This is a genomic window from Bradyrhizobium sp. 1200_D9_N1_1 (genome assembly GCF_052075915.1).
GTDB lineage: Bacteria > Pseudomonadota > Alphaproteobacteria > Rhizobiales > Xanthobacteraceae > Bradyrhizobium > Bradyrhizobium diazoefficiens.
The window spans coordinates 3,037,150-3,052,357 of sequence record NZ_CP197226.1 but is presented as its reverse complement, the minus strand read 5'-3'; the positions used below and the strand labels follow the sequence as shown (position 1 = coordinate 3,052,357).

Below are 15,208 nucleotides of genomic sequence, written 5' to 3'. Positions count from 1 at the left end.
GGCAGGTTCGTCAGTCTTACTTGCGCGAAGCGCAGGCGTACATGTTGATTTCCATGCCGACCGGCACTTCCACGATCTTCGGAGCTTTCCAAGCCATCCGGGGTCTCCCAAGGTATTGAGCGCGACATCGCGCGAGGCAAAACCTAGGGCTGCGTCAGGCACAGCGCAAGTCTGGAATCGGAGCGCAAACACAGCGAACTGTCGCATATCGCTTGCGAATTTCCCTCTCGGGCAAACCGTCTTCGCTCCCAGTCAAGCGCGGCTGCTTTCACCGCAACAAGCGCAGCAGCGCGCGGCCGGCGCGCGAGTTCAGCTCCTTCGCATCGAGCGTGCCGTCCTTGTCCGGATTCGCAGCGTTGAAGCGCTGCTCCACCACAGCGAGATATTCGTCGAGCGTGAGAGTCCCGTCGCGGTCGGGGTCGGCGGCGGCGAGCTCTTTCGCGGTCAGCCGTCCGCGCAATTCGCGCGCGTCCAGCGTCCCGTCGTGGTCGGGATCGAGCTTGGCGAACAGCGCCGTAGCCGCCTTCTTCACCTCGGCAAGGTCGAGCGTGCCGTCATTGTCGGTATCGAACATCTTGACGGCATTGCCGGAGGCCGACCAGGCCGGACCGGACAGCAATGCAACCGTGAGCGCAAGCGCAACAGAGCGACGCGATATCATGAAAACCTCCCTCACCAAGAGCTCCGATTCGAGCCGGATCGACACGACATAAGTCCACAAGCGAGGCCCGGTTCAAGTCCTGAATTGCAAGCATCGCGCCGCACAACTCGCGGAACCCGCCGGCCCGAGCGCGGCGGCCCCGCGCTGGCATTGCCTCATGCCGTGGAATTTTTTCAGCGCCTGCGCACAAGTGAGAGTCGGTCGTCAGGTTTGCGTAAGGTAACTGACATCTGCGTCCAACATACCGTCATCACGTTTACGACTTTCGTATTGACGCGTTTTGCATTCGGGCGGAGTGTTGCTGTCGCAGCGTCAAAAGGCGCGCATATTTGGAGGAACGGATGAAACGCTTTGCGATGGCCGCGAGCCTCGTCATGCTTGCATCAACGTATGCAAACGCCCAGACCACCGAGCAACTGGTCAAGGGTGCGACCGATACATCGAACGTTCTCAACTACGGGATGGGCTACAATCTCCAGCGCTTCTCGACCCTGAACCAGATCAACAAGGACACGGTGAAAAACCTCGTCCCGGTCTGGAACTACTCCTTCAATGACGATCGCAGCGAGGAATCGCAGCCACTGGTGTACCAGGGCGTGATCTACGTGACCTCGCACAACGCGACCATGGCGGTCGACGCCAAGACCGGCAAGCAGATCTGGAAATCCAAGATCGAGTATCCCGCCGAGACGCCGCGCATCGTCTGCTGCGGCATCATCAACCGCGGCGCCGCGCTCTACGACGGCAAGGTGTTCCGTACCACCCTCGACGCCAACGTGATCGCGCTCGACGCCAAGGACGGCAAGGAGCTGTGGCGGCAGAAGGCGGCCGACATCAAGGAAGGCTATTCGATGACGGTGGCCCCGCTGGTCGCCGACGGCGTCGTCATCACCGGCATCTCCGGCGCCGAGTTCGGCACCCGCGGCTTCATCGACGGCTGGGATCCGGCGACGGGCAAGCATCTCTGGCGCACCCATTCGATCCCCTCTCCCGACGAGCCCGGTGGCGACACCTGGAAGGGCGACACCTGGAAGCTCGGCGGCGGCTCGACCTGGATCACCGGCTCCTACGATCCCGAGCTGAACACCGTCTATTGGGGCATCGGCAATCCCGGCCCGTTCAACTCGGCGGTGCGCCCCGGCGACAACCTCTACACCTGCTCCGTGCTGGCGATGGATCCCAAGACCGGCAAGATCAAGTGGCACTACCAGTTCTCGCCGAACAATCCGTTCGACTATGACAGCGTGGCCGAGATGGTCCTCGCCGACATGAACGTCGAGGGCAAGCCGACCAAGGTGCTGATGGATGCCAACCGCAACGGCTTCTTCTACGTGCTCGACCGCACCAACGGAAAGCTACTCGCGGCCAATCCCTACGTGAAGGTGAACTGGGCGACCGGCGTCGACATGAAGACGGGCCGCCCGATCGAGACCGACGTTTCGAAGGACGCCCGCGAGGGCAAGAAGGTGACGGTCTATCCGTCGATCCTCGGCGGCAAGAACTGGGAGCCGATGTCGTTCAATCCGCAGACCGGATTGGCCTACGCCAACACGCTCGCCTTCGGCGGCAAGTACAAGGCCGAACCGGTCACCTTCAAGCAGGGCGAATGGTATCTCGGCATGGACCTCACCGATCCCTGGGAATTCGGGGACGGCGCGCGCGGCCATCTGAAGGCGATCGATCCGATGACCGGCAAGGCCAAGTGGGAGGCGCCCGCCGACATCCCGCGCTTCTCCGGCGTGCTGTCGACCGCGGGCGGCGTCGTGTTCACGGGCGCGCTGACCGGCGAGTTCGAGGCCTTCGATGCCGACACCGGCAAGAAGCTCTGGCAGTTCCAGACCGGCTCCGGCATCGAGGGACAACCGGTGACGTGGCAGCAGGATGGCGTGCAGTACATCGCCGTCACCAGCGGCTACGGCGGCGTCTACTCGCTGTTCTCCGGCGACGAGCGGCTCGCCAAGGTGCCGCCCGGCGGCTCGCTGTGGGTCTTTGCGGTCAAGCAATAGCCCCGGCAAGATGCTGAGAGAAGTGGCTTACAAGACGGCGGCGAAGATCGCCGCCGTCGCGGTGCTGACGGTCGCGCTTGCGGCGACCGCTCGTGCCGCAGATGACGCAACCGGCAATCCCGTGCAGGCGCAGATCGACCATGGCAAGTCGACCTATGCCGAGAAATGCTCGCACTGCCACGGCCCCAATCTGATGAACTCCGGCACCATCACGCCGGACCTCCGCACCTTCCCCGACGACAGGACGCGCTTCGTCACCACCGTGAAGAACGGCAAGAACAACAAGATGCCGCCCTGGGCGGACATCCTCAGCGACGACCAGATCGGGGAGCTCTGGGTCTTCATCTCGAGCCGGAGAAAGCCATGAGGCGCTGGCTCGCCGCCTGGAGCCTCGCCGCGGTCCTCGCGGCCAATGCTGCGCATGCGGCCGATGGTCCGTTGAGCGTCTGTCTCGACGAGGACCGGCCGCCGCTCTCGGTGCATCACGAGGGCAAGGCGGATTCCGGCTTCGATGTGCTGCTGGCGCAGGCGATCGCGGAGCGGATCGGACGACCGCTGAAGATCCAGTGGTTCGAGAGCAGGCTGGATGAGGATTCCAGCCCGCAGCTCGAGGCCAATGCGCTGCTCTCCGACGGCCGCTGCGCGCTGGTCGGCGGCTATGCGCTGACGACGGATTCCCTCGTCAAGCCCGGCATGAAGACGGCGCGCCTGCCGGATTTCACCGGTGCCACGCGCGAGGACCGGCGGCGCCGCGTCGCGCTCGGCGAGCTCACCCCGAGCCAGCCTTACGTCTACTCGCCGATGACGGTGGTGCTCGGGCCGAAGGCGAAGGGGCGCAAGATCGCCGACATCGGCGATCTTGCCGGGCTCCGCCTCGCCATCGAGAGCGGCTCGCTCGGCGATGCGATCCTGATGACCTTCGACAAGGGACGCCTGATCGACGGCATCACGCATCTCGTTCCCGGCCGCGACGATCTCCTCGGCGCGCTCGCCAGCGGCGACTATGATGCGACACTGATCGACCTCGGCCGCTTCGATGCCCACCGCGCCGCGCATCCGGATACGGCGATCACCGCGTCCGGCTACTATTATCCGATCGGCGCCAATCGTGGTTATGTCGGGCTTGCCAGTGACCCTGCCCTGATCGACGCCGTCAACAAGGCACTGACCGAGCTCGCAGCTGAAGGCAAGATCGCCGAATTCGGCAGGCAGGCCGGCCTCACCTATTTGCCGCCGCGGGAGCCCGTGATCCTCGGCGATGTCTGGATGAAGATCATTCAGCGGTGATTCTGTTCGTCATTCCGGGGCGCCCGCAGGGCGAACCCGGAATCCATTTCTCCGCAGAGCATGCGGCCCCAATGGATTCCGGGCCTGCGCGCTTCGCGCGCTCCCGGAATGACGGCGGATGTGGCTGGCAGCGTCTCACTTCGTATAATGCGGCGGTTCATTCGGCCATTTGGTGAAGTCGTGAGCGCCTCCGCCACAGACCTGCGCGCCACCCTCTCCCGGGAAATCAAGACCGGCGAGCTGCTGCGCGCGCTGATCGTCGGTCCGAACAAGCAGCGCCATACCTTCCAATGCGCCAATCTGTCTCGCCTGCCGACCATGGCAGAGACGGCGTGATGCAGTAGCTTCGGTAAAAATCCGGGAGAGAATCATGTCCGCAAAACTCGATCGCCGCCACTTCGTCGCCGCCGGCACCACCGCACTCGCGATGCCCTTCCTCGCGCGCAGCGCCTCGGCACAAGGCACATCTCAAGGCACATCTCAAGGCACCTGGCCGTCGCGGCAGATTCGCATGATTTGCAGCTACCCGGCCGGCGGACAGACCGACCTGCTCGCGCGCGCCTACGGCGAATTCATCTCCAAGCAGGTCGGCAAGACCGTCGTGATCGAGAACAAGCCCGGCGCCGCCGGCGCGATCGGCACGGCCGAGGTTGCCCGCGCGGAGCCCGACGGCCACACCATCCTGTGCTCGATCTCGACCACCTACATCATGAACCGGGTGGTGATGAAGAATCCCGGCTACGACATGGACAAGGACCTGACACTCGTCAGCGTCATTCCGGGCGCCGGCCTTTTGCTGGTCGCGAACCCCAAGACCGGCGTCAAGACGCTGGAAGATTTCGTCGCGTTCGCGCGCAAGAGCGGCAAGGTGAACTTCGGCACCTACAGCGCGGGCTCGTCCCCGCACATGACGATCAACGAGCTCAACAAGCAATACGGCCTCAACATCGAGCCGGTCCATTACCGCGGCGAAGCCCCGATGTGGACCGGAATGCTGGAAGGCACGCTCGATGCCGCGATGGGCAGTTACACGGCCGCGCAATCGGTCCTGCAAAGCGACCGCGGCACCGTGTTCGCGGTGCATTCGAAGAAGGTCGACGCGATTCCGGCCATCAAGACCCTCCCCGAACAGGGCGCCACGTCGAAATTCTTCACCGTCAGCGGGTTCACCGGCTGGGCGGTGCCGAAGGCAACGCCGCAGCCGGTGGTCGACCGGCTGGCCGAGCTCTGCGTCGCCGTCAACAGCGATCCGAAGGTGAAGGAGGTGCTCGCGACCTTCGTGCTCGAACCCGCGATCGGCTTCAAGGAGACCAATGCGCTGTATCAGCGCGAGCTGCCGATCTGGATCGAGAGCGCGCGGTCGTTGGGCCTCGAGCCGGCTTGAACCTTTGGGCATGGCGCATCGGACACGCTTCCGCGGTGCGGCACGGCATCCGACCAAAGCCTAGGTCGATGTCGGCGACGGCCCCCACTATCATAGGTGGTGCCGGAGAACCTCGGGGTCCGAACGAGAAAGGCCGATCGCATGACGCCAGATGCCATCGCCATAGCCGCCATGATCATCCTGCTCTTTCCGATGGGCTATTTCACGCTGGCCTCGCCCGCCTTCCTGCTGGTGAAGCTCGACATCCGGCCCGTCGCCCTGCTGCTGCGTGGAATGTTCAATGCCCATTTCCTGGTCATGGGCGTTGCCGGAATCATCGGGACGGCGGCTTTCCTCCTCGCCGGACGGCTGCTCTTCGCCGCGGCGGTCGGCCTGCTTGCAGCTGTGGCGATTGGCGGGCGCCGCTGGTTCATGCAGCGGATGGACGACCAGCTCAGCGCGAGTGATGCGGGCGACACCGAGGCTCCGCGGCGGCTACGCCGGCTGCACTGGAGCGGGATGCTGTGCAACGCGGTCCTGCTTGCCGCTCTGCTGGCCAGCATTCCCTACATTGCGACGACGGCATGAGCGCATTGGCCGCTCGCCGGGAGCTCCCCGGCGTGCGCCTAATGCTCGTTCGCGGCCGCGGCGCTCTGCTGCCCCTTGTGGATCGAGGACGGCACCACACCGAAATATTTCCGGAATACGCGGCTGAAATGCGATGAGCTGGAAAAGCCCCAGGAGAATGCCACGTCGGTGATGGTCTTGCCGGCGTGGGCCTCGAGCTCCTGACGGCAGTTCTGAAGCCGCGCCTGCCAGATGTAATCGCTCACCGTGGTGCCGCGCTCGGAGAACAGCATGTGCAGATAGCGCTTGGAGCAGCCGAGCTCGGCGGAGATCTGGTCGATGCACAGATCCGGATCGCGCAGGTGCTCGCGGATGAAGAACTGCGCGCGCACATACATCGCCTCGGGCCCGACCCGATCGAACATCGTGTCGGCTTCGCGCAGCGGCAGCAGCAAAAGGTCGATCAGCGAATCGGCGACGCCGACCGCGCTATTCGCCGACAGCTTGGCCGCCTCGTCGAATGTCGCGTGGACGAAATCGTGGGCGATCCGCCCCGTGCCCGTCTTCGCCGACAATTTGCAGGCCGGCATCCGCTGCGACGGGAAGCCGCGGTCGCGCAGCAGTGCCTTCGGCACGATCACCACGTCGTGACGCGTGAAGGCGGGGCTGATGATCGAATGCGGGCAGGATACGTCATAGGCGATGATGTCGCCGGGATTGATTTCGATGTGACGGCCTTCCTGCTCGAAATAGGACACGCCGTAGGTCTGGAAGTGGATTTTTATGTACGGGTGTTCGTTGGCCTTGGCGCGCGCCAGCGTGTGCGCGATGCGATGCTGGCTGACCTCGATCTGACACAGCTTCAGGCGCGAGACGGTGGTGTAGTCGATGCGGCCCTCGAGCGAGGACGCCTCCAGCGGATCGACGTCGAAATGCCCACACAGACTGGTCAGCCCGTCGATCCAGCTCTGGATCTGGCGCTTCGGCGTCATTCCCGTCGTCGAGAGCGTGTGAATGGTGTCGGACATTAATCCAGCCACTGGTTTGATTCGGAAATTTCGACGCGAATCGCGACCAGCGCTTCCGGAGCCCTCAGCCGAGATTGCGTGACGTTTACCTCGAATTTGAGCGGTCTTCTGCAACGAGCGCCATCGTTTCATTGCCGCCCTTGAAGGTTAATCCTCCGCCTTAGTTGCAGCGCCGTCAAGGGGAACCTGAGCGCAGAGCGCGGTCCCGAAGCGACGCGGAAGCCGCTGAATTCGCTACTGCAAAATCAAAATCTTCGCGTCCGTGCGCTGTCAAGCAAACCGGCTTCCCTCTTGGGCAAGTTTCCCGATGACGAAGTCGTTAGGGATTGCGGCAGGAACAACAAGAACGGGCCGCTCCTGCACGTGGACCCGTGGCTCTCATCAGGAGGAGGAAACACCGCACCATCGTTTCTGGTCCCAATCGTGACCGCCCTGCACGAGCAGACGCCGGACGAGAAGCCCGGTGATTGAGCAACGCTTCGGAAACAATAAACGATACCAACGGAGGAATAACTATGCGCAAGGTGCTACTGGCGACCTATCTTGGCTCCGCGGCGGCTCTCGCCGTCGGCAGCGCTTCAGCCAATGACGAGCTGATCAAGATGTCGCAGAACCCGAAGGACTGGGTGATGCCGGCGGGCGACTATGCCAATACCCGCTATTCCAAGCTGAACCAGATCAACGCACAAAACGTGGGCAAGCTCCAGGTCGCCTGGACCTTCTCGACCGGCGTGCTGCGCGGCCATGAAGGTGGCCCGCTGATCATTGGCAACATGATGTACGTCCATACGCCGTTCCCGAACAAGGTCTACGCTATTGACCTTTCCAACGAGAACAAGATCGTCTGGAAGTACGAGCCGAAGCAGGACCCGAACGTCATCCCGGTGATGTGCTGCGATACGGTCAACCGCGGCCTGTCCTATGGCGACGGCAAGATCATCCTGCATCAGGCCGACACCAACCTCGTCGCGCTCGACGCCAAGACGGGCCAGGTGGCCTGGTCGGCGACGAACGGCGATCCGAGCAAGGGCCAGACCGGCACCTCGGCGGCGCTGGTCGTCAAGGACAAGGTCCTGGTCGGCATCTCCGGCGGCGAATTCGGCGTGCAGTGCCACGTCACCGCTTACGATCTCAAGAGCGGCAAGCAGGTCTGGCGCGCCTTCTCCGAAGGTCCGGACGACCAGATCAAAGTCGATCCGGCCAAGACGACGTCGCTCGGCAAGCCCGTCGGTGCCGACTCCTCGCTGAAGACCTGGCAGGGCGACCAATGGAAGATCGGCGGCGGCTGCACGTGGGGCTGGATGTCCTACGATCCCGCTCTGAACCTCGTCTATTACGGGTCGGGCAATCCTTCGACCTGGAATCCGAAGCAGCGTCCGGGCGACAACAAGTGGTCGATGACCATCTTCGCACGCGACGCGGACACCGGCATGGCCAAATGGGTCTACCAGATGACGCCCCACGACGAGTGGGACTATGACGGCGTCAACGAGATGATCCTCTCGGATCAGCAGATCAACGGCCAGGCGCGCAAGCTCCTGACGCATTTCGACCGCAACGGCCTTGGCTACACCATGGACCGTGAAAGCGGCGAACTGCTGGTTGCCGAAAAGTACGATCCGAAGGTGAACTGGACCTCCGGCGTCGACATGGACAAGAACTCGCCGACCTATGGCCGTCCGAAGGTGCTCGACGCAGCTTCGACCGACAAGGCGGGCGAGGACCACAACGTGAAGGGCATCTGCCCGGCCGCGCTCGGCACCAAGGACGAGCAGCCGGCAGCCTACTCGCCGGACACGCAGCTGTTCTACGTTCCGACCAACCACGTCTGCATGGACTACGAGCCGTTCAAGGTGAGCTATACCGCGGGCCAGCCCTATGTGGGTGCGACGCTCTCGATGTATCCGCCGCAGGGTGAAAGCCACATGGGCAACTTCATCGCCTGGGACGGCAAGACCGGCAAGATCGTCTGGTCGAACAAGGAGCAGTTCTCGGTCTGGTCGGGTGCGCTCGCAACCGCCGGCGGCGTGGTGTTCTACGGCACGCTCGAAGGCTACCTGAAGGCGGTCGACGCCAAGTCCGGCAAGGAGCTCTACAAGTTCAAGACTCCGTCCGGCATCATCGGCAACGTCACGACCTATGAGAACGGCGGCAAGCAGTACGTCGCAGTGCTCTCGGGCGTCGGCGGATGGGCCGGCATCGGTCTCGCCGCAGGCCTGACCGATCCGACCGCCGGTCTCGGCGCAGTCGGTGGCTACGCGGCCCTCAGCAACTACACGGCACTCGGCGGTACGCTGACCGTGTTCTCGCTGCCGGCGAACTAGCCCTACCTTCGTGTCGCTCCGGCGCGTGGATCAACTCCACGCGCCGGCTCGTCTCCACCGAACGCCTTCGAGGATAATCTCTTGCGTAAAATCTGCTTTGTCATTGCTGCGATCATCTTCGTGACTTCGGGGGGAATAGCCGTTGCGGACGGTCCGGGCGACCCGACCGCCGTCAAGAAGGAAGACGACGGAAAGTGGCTCGATAAGGAAGGAAACCCGACCTACAAGATTTCGGCCGACGGCACCGTGGACTGGTTCACCTATTCCGGATATCGCCGCTATCACTCCGACTGCCACGTCTGCCATGGCCCCGACGGCATGGGATCCACCTACGCACCGGCGTTGAAGGATTCAGTCAAGACCATGAGCTATGGCGACTTCCTCGGCGTCGTCGCCTCCGGTCGCAAGAACATCTCGACCGCGCAGGAGAACGTCATGCCAGCCTTCGGCGACAACCCCAACGTCGCCTGCTACATGGACGATCTCTACGTCTATCTGCGCGCCCGCTCCAACGAGGCGTGGGGCCGGCAGCGTCCCTCCAAGAAGGAGGAGAAGAACGAGACCTACACCAAGGCGGAAGACGCCTGCATGGGCAAGAAATGAACGTTACCAGGACCGATACCACCTCTTGGCGTCCTGCGAGAATTTGAGGAGTTTACGATGAAGACACGTGCCGCCGTTGCTTTCGAAGCCAAGAAACCACTCGAGATCGTCGAAGTCGATCTGGAAGGACCGAAGGCCGGCGAAGTCCTGGTCGAGATCAAGGCGACGGGCATCTGCCATACCGACGCCTACACGCTCGACGGCTTCGACAGCGAAGGAATCTTCCCGTCGATCCTCGGCCATGAGGGCGCCGGAATCATCCGCGAGATCGGCCCCGGCGTGACCTCGGTCAAGCCGGGCGACCACGTCATCCCGCTGTACACGCCGGAATGCCGGCAGTGCAAAAGCTGCCTGAGCCAGAAGACCAATCTCTGCACCGCGATCCGCGCGACGCAGGGCAAGGGCGTGATGCCCGACGGCACCAGCCGCTTCTCCTACAAGGGCAAGCCGATCTACCACTACATGGGCTGCTCGACCTTCTCGAACTTCACCGTGCTGCCCGAGATCGCCGTCGCCAAGATCCGCGAAGACGCGCCGTTCGACAAGAGCTGCTACATCGGCTGCGGCGTCACCACCGGCGTCGGTGCGGTCGTCAACACCGCCAAGGTCGAGCCGGGCGCCAACGTGGTCGTGTTCGGCCTCGGCGGCATCGGACTGAACGTCATCCAGGGCGCCAAGATGGCCGGCGCCGACAAGATCATCGGCGTCGACGTCAATGATTCCAAGGAGGAATGGGGCCGCCGGTTCGGCATGACCCACTTCGTCAACCCGAAGAAGATCACCGGCGACATCGTTCCGCATCTCGTCAACCTCACCGACGGCGGCGCCGACTACACCTTCGACTGCACCGGCAACACCACCGTGATGCGCCAGGCGCTGGAAGCCTGCCATCGCGGCTGGGGCACCTCGATCATCATCGGCGTCGCCGAAGCCGGCAAGGAGATCGCCACCCGCCCGTTCCAGCTCGTCACCGGCCGCAACTGGCGCGGCACGGCCTTCGGCGGCGCGCGCGGCCGCACCGACGTGCCGAAGATCGTCGACTGGTACATGAACGGAAAGATCCAGATCGATCCGATGATCACCCACGTGCTCAAGCTCGAAGAGATCAACAAGGGCTTTGACCTCATGCACGAGGGCAAATCCATCCGTTCCGTCGTCGTCTACTAGCTCACTGCCATCACCCCAAGGAGGATCGTCCCATGACTATTGCACTCCACCCATCGATCGACAACGGCCTCAAACAGGGCAGCGGCAACTTCGCCGGCGGCACGCTCGCCTGCAAATGCAAGGACCATCAGGTCAAGGTCGGCATCAAGGGCGACGTCGCCCACAACCACGCCTGTGGCTGCACCAAGTGCTGGAAGCCGCAGGGCGCGACATTCTCCGTCGTCGCGGTGGTGCCGCGCCAGAACGTCACCGTGCTCGAGAACGGCGACAAGCTCGAGATCGTCGATGCCTCCGCGGTGATCCAGCGCCACGCCTGCAAGGCCTGCGGCACGCACATGTACGGCCGCATCGAGAACAAGAACCATCCGTTCTACGGCCTCGACTTCATCCATCCCGAACTGTTCCAGGAGCAGGGCTCGCAGGCGCCGCAATTCGCCGCCTTCGTCTCCTCGGTGATCGAATCCGGCGTGAAGCCGGAGCAGATGGCCGGCATCCGTTCGCGGCTGAAGGAAATCGGGCTCGAGCCTTATGACTGCCTGTCGCCCGCGCTGATGGACGCGATCGCGACCCACGTGGCGAAAGCCAAAGCAGCCTGACGAAGGCGACCTGAACGAGGCGGCCCGAGCAGGGCCGCCGGACCCACGCCACGTCCGCTCGCTGGTTCAGACCAGCACCAGCGAGCCGGACGGAGGTGGCTTCCCACGATCGCGACGAGGCCGCCGCTTCTGCACTCTGCGTCTACGAGGGCCACGCTCCCTCAGTCCTGGTCTCTGAATGACTGCGCAGCGCCGCCCGCTTTCCGATTGAAGTCGGCGGCACCTGCGTTTCTCCCTCCCTCGACTGAGGCATCCTGCTTCGTCCGTACAGTCTTTCTGGCGGACGAAGCTTTTTTGCTGCGGCCTGCTTTGCAATTGCGCAATGCGCGCGGCGCGATGCCGCGCCCTGCTTTTGACAAATCACAGATGCAACCTCTTCACGCCGAGAACAACCGGCTGTGAATGCCGGACCGGCGCGATCCCTGCTACGATCGCGCCGTGACGATGCCGCGCGAAGTTCAATCAAATAAGAACAAAACGGGAGGTATCGAACACATCCAGACATCGCCATTGGCGTTCCTGCCTCCCTCCGGGATTTGCCCGCGCGGGATGACGGCGGAACGCGGCAACGACGCACGAACCGCCGCCGGCGCATGCCGGCGCATTTAATTCATGCTTATGAAGAGCGAGGGACGATCATGATCAAGGTGAAGATCAACGGCCAGGAACAGAGCTGGGACGGCGACCCGAATCTCCCGCTACTCTGGTTCCTGCGCGACGAGGCCGGGCTGACAGGCACCAAGTTCGGCTGTGGCCAGGCCTTGTGCGGCGCCTGCACCGTCATCGTCGACAAGGAGGCGGTGCGCTCCTGCGTCACGTCGATCAACGACGTCGCCGGCCGCGAGGTCACGACGATCGAGGGATTGCATCCGAACGGCGATCACCCGGTTCAAAAAGCCTGGCGCCAGGTCAACGTGCCCCAATGCGGCTTCTGCCAGGCCGGCCAGATCATGCAGGCCGCGGCGCTCCTGATGGACAACCCGAAACCCTCGCACGACCAGATCCGCGAGGCGATGTCCGGCAACATCTGCCGCTGCGGCTGCTACCAGCGCATCGAGAACGCGGTCCATCTCGCATCGACGGGAGTGTGACATGAATTTCATCGACAATCCCCGGAAGCTTCACAGCTTCGAAAAGAACATCCGTGTCGAGAAGGTCTCGCGCCGCAGCATCCTGAAGGGGCTCGGCGTCACCGGCGGCTTCGTGCTCGCCGCGCCCGTGATGTCCCGCCAGGCATTTGCCTATGAGACCGGCGCCGGAAAGATGCCGCATGGCGTCGTTGTCGATCCGCGCGTGTTCGTCGCGGTCGCGCCCGACGGCATCGTCAGCATCGTCGCCCACCGCTCCGAGATGGGCACCGGCGTGCGCACCAGCCTGCCACTGATCGTGGCCGAGGAGATGGAGGCCGACTGGTCCAGGGTCAAGGTGCAGCAGGCCCATGGCGACGAGGTCAAGTTCGGCAACCAGGACACCGACGGCTCGCGCAGCACGCGGCATTACCTCATCCCGATGCGCCAGATCGGCGCCGCCGCCCGCACCATGCTGGAACAGGCCGCCGCCAAGCGCTGGGGCGTTCCGGCAACGGAGGTCAAGGCGGTCAATCACGAGGTCGTCCATAGCGGCAGCGGGCGCAAGCTCGGCTTCGGCGAGCTCGCCGCCGACGCCGCCAAGGAATCGGTGCCGAGCGTCGAAGGCCTCAAGCTGAAGGACCCCAAGGACTTCCGCTATCTGACCAAGGGCCAGATCGGCATCGTCGATCTTCACGACATCACCACTGGCAAGGCGCGCTACGGTGCGGACGTGCGCCTTCCCGGCATGAAATATGCCGTGATCGCGCGCCCGCCGGTGACCGGCGGCAAGCTCGCCTCGTTCGATCCGAACGAGGCGTTGAAGGTGCCCGGCGTCGAGAAGGTGATGCAGGTGCGCGGCTGGCCGTGGCCGTCGAAGTTCCAGCCGCTCGGCGGCGTCGCGGTGATCGCGCGCAATACCGGCGCGGCGATCAAGGGCCGCGACGCGCTGAAACTGGTCTGGGACGACGGCGCCAACGGCAAATACGACTCCGTCGCCTACCGCAAGGAGCTCGAGGAGGCCTCGCGCAAGCCCGGCCTCGTCGTGCGCAAGGAGGGCGATGCGGACGCCGCCCTGAAGGGCGCCGACAAGGTGATCGTCGGCGAGTACTACGTCCCGCATCTCGCCCATGTCGCCATGGAACCGCCGGTGGCGGTCGCCGACGTCAAAGGCGACAAGGCCGAGATCTGGGCGCCGGTGCAGAGCCCGGGCGGCACCCGCGAGGACGTCGCCAAGACGCTCGGCATTCCGGAAGCGAACGTCACCGTCAACGTCACGCTGCTCGGCGGCGGTTTCGGCCGCAAGTCGAAATGCGACTATGCGCTCGAAGCCGCGCTGCTGTCGAAGGAGCTGGGCGCGCCGGTGAAGGTGCAGTGGACGCGGGAGGACGACATCCACAACGGCTTCCTGCACACCGTCTCGGTCGAGCGGATCGAGGCCGGCCTCGACAAGAGCGGCAAGGTGATCGCCTGGCGCCACCGCAGCGTGGCGCCCAGCATCGCCTCGACCTTTGCGGCCGGCACGGTGCATCAGGCGCCCTTCGAGCTCGGCATGGGCCTCGTCGACATGCCGTTCGAGATCGCCAACATCTCCTGCGAGAACCCGGAGGCTGCGGCGTTCACCCGCATCGGCTGGTTCCGCTCGGTCTCGAACATCCCGCGCGCCTTCGCGGTGCAGTCGATGGTCGGCGAGATCGCGAACGCGACCGGCCGCGACCAGAAGGAGACGCTGCTCGCGCTGATCGGCAGCCCGCGGATCGTCAAGCCCGCGGTGAAGGACATGTGGAACTACGGCGAGCCGCAGGACAGCTACCCGATCGACACCGCGCGCCTGCGCAAGGTGGTCGAGCTGATAGCCGAGAAAGGCGAATGGGGCCGTCAGGTGCCGAAGGGCCACGGTCTCGGCATCGCCGTACACCGCAGCTTCGTCAGCTACATCGCGACCATCGTCGAGGTGGCCGTCGACGACAAGGGCAAGCTGACGGTGCCGCGGGTCGACACCGCGATCGACTGCGGCACCTACGTCAACCCCGAGCGCATCGCCTCGCAGATCGAGGGCGCGGCGATCATGGGTCTCAGCCTCGCCAAATATGGCGAGATCACCTTCAAGGACGGCAAGGTGCAGCAGAAGAACTTTGACGACTTCCAGGTCGTCAGGATCGACGAGTCTCCCATGGTGACCAACGTCCACATCGTGCCGCCCGCGCCGGGCACGCCGCCGAGCGGCGTCGGCGAGCCCGGCGTTCCGCCGTTCGCGCCGGCGCTGATGAATGCCATCTTCGCCGCGACCGGAAAACGCATCCGGAGCTTGCCGATCGGCAAGCAGTTGGAGGCGTAAGGAACGCACGCGGCCTCGCGCCGTCTCCATCAGCCGATGTGCCCTCTCCCCCTGTGGGAGAGGGCAGCGACGCCGGTTGCTACGATCTCGCTCGGGTGAGGGGTTTGTCTCCGCGGATAGAGACCCCTCATCCGGCGCTTCGCGCCACCTTCTCCCACACAGGGGAGAAGGGAAGACAGCACTCTCGGCACACACAAAATG

The 15,208-nt window shown here is 64.0% G+C and carries 15 protein-coding genes; 12 read left to right on the top strand and 3 right to left on the bottom strand.

Annotation, left to right across the window (positions count from 1 at the left end; translation table 11 throughout):
- Positions 1 to 16: 16 nt before the first annotated feature.
- Together pqqA and AB5K84_RS14590 are read right to left on the bottom strand one after the other, a co-directional pair.
- The gene (gene pqqA / locus AB5K84_RS14595) at positions 17 to 97 is read right to left on the bottom strand and encodes a pyrroloquinoline quinone precursor peptide PqqA (protein WP_008562446.1); all 81 of its coding nucleotides are present in this window, start codon (positions 95 to 97) and stop codon (positions 17 to 19) included.
- A 171-nt stretch (positions 98 to 268) separates the two neighbouring features.
- Positions 269 to 661, bottom strand: a complete 393-nt coding sequence (locus AB5K84_RS14590; RefSeq protein ID WP_162603704.1) for an EF-hand domain-containing protein — start codon at positions 659 to 661, stop codon at positions 269 to 271.
- 341 nt (positions 662 to 1,002) lie between these two features.
- On the opposite strand from AB5K84_RS14590, the gene AB5K84_RS14585 reads away from it, so the two are divergent.
- The 6 genes from AB5K84_RS14585 (at position 1,003) to AB5K84_RS14560 (ending at position 5,905) form a co-directional block, all read left to right on the top strand.
- Positions 1,003 to 2,667 (top strand): methanol/ethanol family PQQ-dependent dehydrogenase, encoded by a 1,665-nt coding sequence (locus AB5K84_RS14585; protein WP_110116828.1) that lies wholly within the window; start codon positions 1,003 to 1,005, stop codon positions 2,665 to 2,667.
- A 10-nt stretch (positions 2,668 to 2,677) separates the two neighbouring features.
- Positions 2,678 to 3,034 carry a c-type cytochrome gene (locus tag AB5K84_RS14580; protein WP_060908403.1) on the top strand — a complete coding sequence of 119 codons (357 nt, stop codon included), beginning with the start codon at positions 2,678 to 2,680 and terminating at the stop codon, positions 3,032 to 3,034.
- Positions 3,031 to 3,954, top strand: coding sequence for a substrate-binding periplasmic protein (locus AB5K84_RS14575; RefSeq protein ID WP_110116829.1), 924 nt, complete (start codon positions 3,031 to 3,033; stop codon positions 3,952 to 3,954). Before AB5K84_RS14580 ends, AB5K84_RS14575 begins: the two co-directional genes overlap by 4 nt.
- Before the next feature lie 180 nt (positions 3,955 to 4,134).
- Positions 4,135 to 4,290: a hypothetical protein gene (locus tag AB5K84_RS14570; protein ID WP_162603449.1), complete on the top strand. Its 156-nt coding sequence runs from the start codon at positions 4,135 to 4,137 to the stop codon at positions 4,288 to 4,290.
- A 34-nt stretch (positions 4,291 to 4,324) separates the two neighbouring features.
- Positions 4,325 to 5,338, top strand: coding sequence for a Bug family tripartite tricarboxylate transporter substrate binding protein (locus AB5K84_RS14565; protein ID WP_110116831.1), 1,014 nt, complete (start codon positions 4,325 to 4,327; stop codon positions 5,336 to 5,338).
- Between the two features lie 141 nt (positions 5,339 to 5,479).
- On the top strand, positions 5,480 to 5,905 hold the full coding sequence (locus AB5K84_RS14560) for a hypothetical protein (protein ID WP_028174359.1): 426 nt from the start codon (positions 5,480 to 5,482) through the stop codon (positions 5,903 to 5,905).
- 38 nt (positions 5,906 to 5,943) lie between these two features.
- Here the strand turns inward: AB5K84_RS14560 and AB5K84_RS14555 are convergent, their stop codons facing one another.
- The gene (locus AB5K84_RS14555; protein ID WP_028174358.1) at positions 5,944 to 6,912 is read right to left on the bottom strand and encodes a helix-turn-helix domain-containing protein; all 969 of its coding nucleotides are present in this window, start codon (positions 6,910 to 6,912) and stop codon (positions 5,944 to 5,946) included.
- Between the two features lie 515 nt (positions 6,913 to 7,427).
- On the opposite strand from AB5K84_RS14555, the gene xoxF5 reads away from it, so the two are divergent.
- From xoxF5 to AB5K84_RS14525, 6 genes are all read left to right on the top strand, one after another.
- Positions 7,428 to 9,236 carry a lanthanide-dependent methanol dehydrogenase XoxF5 gene (gene xoxF5 / locus AB5K84_RS14550; RefSeq protein WP_011088953.1) on the top strand — a complete coding sequence of 603 codons (1,809 nt, stop codon included), beginning with the start codon at positions 7,428 to 7,430 and terminating at the stop codon, positions 9,234 to 9,236.
- 81 nt (positions 9,237 to 9,317) lie between these two features.
- Positions 9,318 to 9,839, top strand: a complete 522-nt coding sequence (locus AB5K84_RS14545; protein ID WP_249162777.1) for a c-type cytochrome, methanol metabolism-related — start codon at positions 9,318 to 9,320, stop codon at positions 9,837 to 9,839.
- A gap of 57 nt (positions 9,840 to 9,896) precedes the next feature.
- On the top strand, positions 9,897 to 11,006 hold the full coding sequence (locus AB5K84_RS14540; RefSeq protein ID WP_060908407.1) for an S-(hydroxymethyl)glutathione dehydrogenase/class III alcohol dehydrogenase: 1,110 nt from the start codon (positions 9,897 to 9,899) through the stop codon (positions 11,004 to 11,006).
- Positions 11,007 to 11,038: 32 nt separating this feature from the next.
- Positions 11,039 to 11,602, top strand: a complete 564-nt coding sequence (gfa, locus tag AB5K84_RS14535) for an S-(hydroxymethyl)glutathione synthase (RefSeq protein WP_110116832.1) — start codon at positions 11,039 to 11,041, stop codon at positions 11,600 to 11,602.
- Positions 11,603 to 12,240: 638 nt separating this feature from the next.
- The gene (locus tag AB5K84_RS14530; protein WP_011088958.1) at positions 12,241 to 12,693 is read left to right on the top strand and encodes a (2Fe-2S)-binding protein; all 453 of its coding nucleotides are present in this window, start codon (positions 12,241 to 12,243) and stop codon (positions 12,691 to 12,693) included.
- A 1-nt stretch (position 12,694) separates the two neighbouring features.
- Positions 12,695 to 15,007 carry a xanthine dehydrogenase family protein molybdopterin-binding subunit gene (locus tag AB5K84_RS14525; protein ID WP_110116833.1) on the top strand — a complete coding sequence of 771 codons (2,313 nt, stop codon included), beginning with the start codon at positions 12,695 to 12,697 and terminating at the stop codon, positions 15,005 to 15,007.
- Positions 15,008 to 15,208 lie beyond the last annotated feature (201 nt).

Excerpts from the sequence above, each read along its gene's own strand:
- pqqA (WP_008562446.1), bottom strand. The coding sequence starts at position 97 with ATGGCTTGGAAAGCTCCGAAGATCGTGGAAGTGCCGGTCGGCATGGAA.
- AB5K84_RS14590 (WP_162603704.1), bottom strand. The coding sequence starts at position 661 with ATGATATCGCGTCGCTCTGTTGCGCTTGCGCTCACGGTTGCATTGCTG.
- AB5K84_RS14585 (WP_110116828.1), top strand. The coding sequence starts at position 1,003 with ATGAAACGCTTTGCGATGGCCGCGAGCCTCGTCATGCTTGCATCAACG.
- AB5K84_RS14580 (WP_060908403.1), top strand. The coding sequence starts at position 2,678 with ATGCTGAGAGAAGTGGCTTACAAGACGGCGGCGAAGATCGCCGCCGTC.
- AB5K84_RS14575 (WP_110116829.1), top strand. The coding sequence starts at position 3,031 with ATGAGGCGCTGGCTCGCCGCCTGGAGCCTCGCCGCGGTCCTCGCGGCC.
- AB5K84_RS14565 (WP_110116831.1), top strand. The coding sequence starts at position 4,325 with ATGTCCGCAAAACTCGATCGCCGCCACTTCGTCGCCGCCGGCACCACC.
- AB5K84_RS14560 (WP_028174359.1), top strand. The coding sequence starts at position 5,480 with ATGACGCCAGATGCCATCGCCATAGCCGCCATGATCATCCTGCTCTTT.
- AB5K84_RS14555 (WP_028174358.1), bottom strand. The coding sequence starts at position 6,912 with ATGTCCGACACCATTCACACGCTCTCGACGACGGGAATGACGCCGAAG.
- xoxF5 (WP_011088953.1), top strand. The coding sequence starts at position 7,428 with ATGCGCAAGGTGCTACTGGCGACCTATCTTGGCTCCGCGGCGGCTCTC.
- AB5K84_RS14540 (WP_060908407.1), top strand. The coding sequence starts at position 9,897 with ATGAAGACACGTGCCGCCGTTGCTTTCGAAGCCAAGAAACCACTCGAG.
- gfa (WP_110116832.1), top strand. The coding sequence starts at position 11,039 with ATGACTATTGCACTCCACCCATCGATCGACAACGGCCTCAAACAGGGC.
- AB5K84_RS14530 (WP_011088958.1), top strand. The coding sequence starts at position 12,241 with ATGATCAAGGTGAAGATCAACGGCCAGGAACAGAGCTGGGACGGCGAC.
- AB5K84_RS14525 (WP_110116833.1), top strand. The coding sequence starts at position 12,695 with ATGAATTTCATCGACAATCCCCGGAAGCTTCACAGCTTCGAAAAGAAC.